Below are 715 nucleotides of genomic sequence, written 5' to 3'. Positions count from 1 at the left end.
GCCCGGGACCGCGCGCTGCCGGCCGGGTGTCCCGGTCCAGCAGGTGCCCCGGCGGGCGAGCAGCCGCCGGAGCCACAGTTCCAGGGCGACCAGGTCGGCCAGGCCGTCCAGGGGCAGGGCCTCGCCCTGTGCCGCCCCGCGCAGGGCCTTGCGTACGACCCGCGCCTCCACCAGGCCGGCCTCCGCCAGCAGCGGGGTGTCGAACAGCATGATCAGGGTGTCCGCCGCCACCCGCAGGCCGGTGCGAGCGGCGGTGGCCGAGGCCGCCTGGGCGGGTGCGCCCCACCCGTCCGGCAACTCCCGTACGCCCGCTCCCTCCAGCACGGTCCGCAGGATCGACGCCCGTGCGCCGGGGCGCACCCGGAGGGCCTCGGGCAGGGCCCGGCAGGCCCGGACGACCTGGTTGTCGAGGAACGGGGCGTGCAGCCGCTGGAAGCGGATCTCCGCCGCCTGCTCCAGCACCCTGAGGTCGGCGGCGTGCCGGGCCAGGGCGGCACGGGCCCGGAAGTCGCCGGGCCGCTGGGCCGGTCCGATCTCGGACCGGCGGGTGGACGCCTGGAGGCGAACCGATACTTCAGCCAGTGCCTCACCGGTCAGCCAGCGCGCGGCCGGCCCGGGTCTGCCCCAGGTCAGCGCGGCCAGCGAGGCGTCCGCGGCGCCCGCCGGGCCGTCGTCGTCCGGCCGGTGGCGCAGCAGGCGCTCGGCGAGGCTCTCC

The 715-nt window shown here is 78.6% G+C and carries 1 protein-coding gene; it reads right to left on the bottom strand.

The window, feature by feature from the left end; all coding sequences use genetic code 11:
• Positions 1-715, bottom strand: a 715-nt coding sequence (locus G3I53_RS03125; protein WP_239063521.1) for an asparagine synthase-related protein, incomplete at both ends; no start/stop codon positions are given.

Origin of the sequence: Streptomyces sp. SID14436, from assembly GCF_010548465.1 — a bacterium.
Lineage (GTDB): Bacteria > Actinomycetota > Actinomycetes > Streptomycetales > Streptomycetaceae > Streptomyces.
This window is presented reverse-complemented; position numbering and strand designations above follow the sequence as displayed.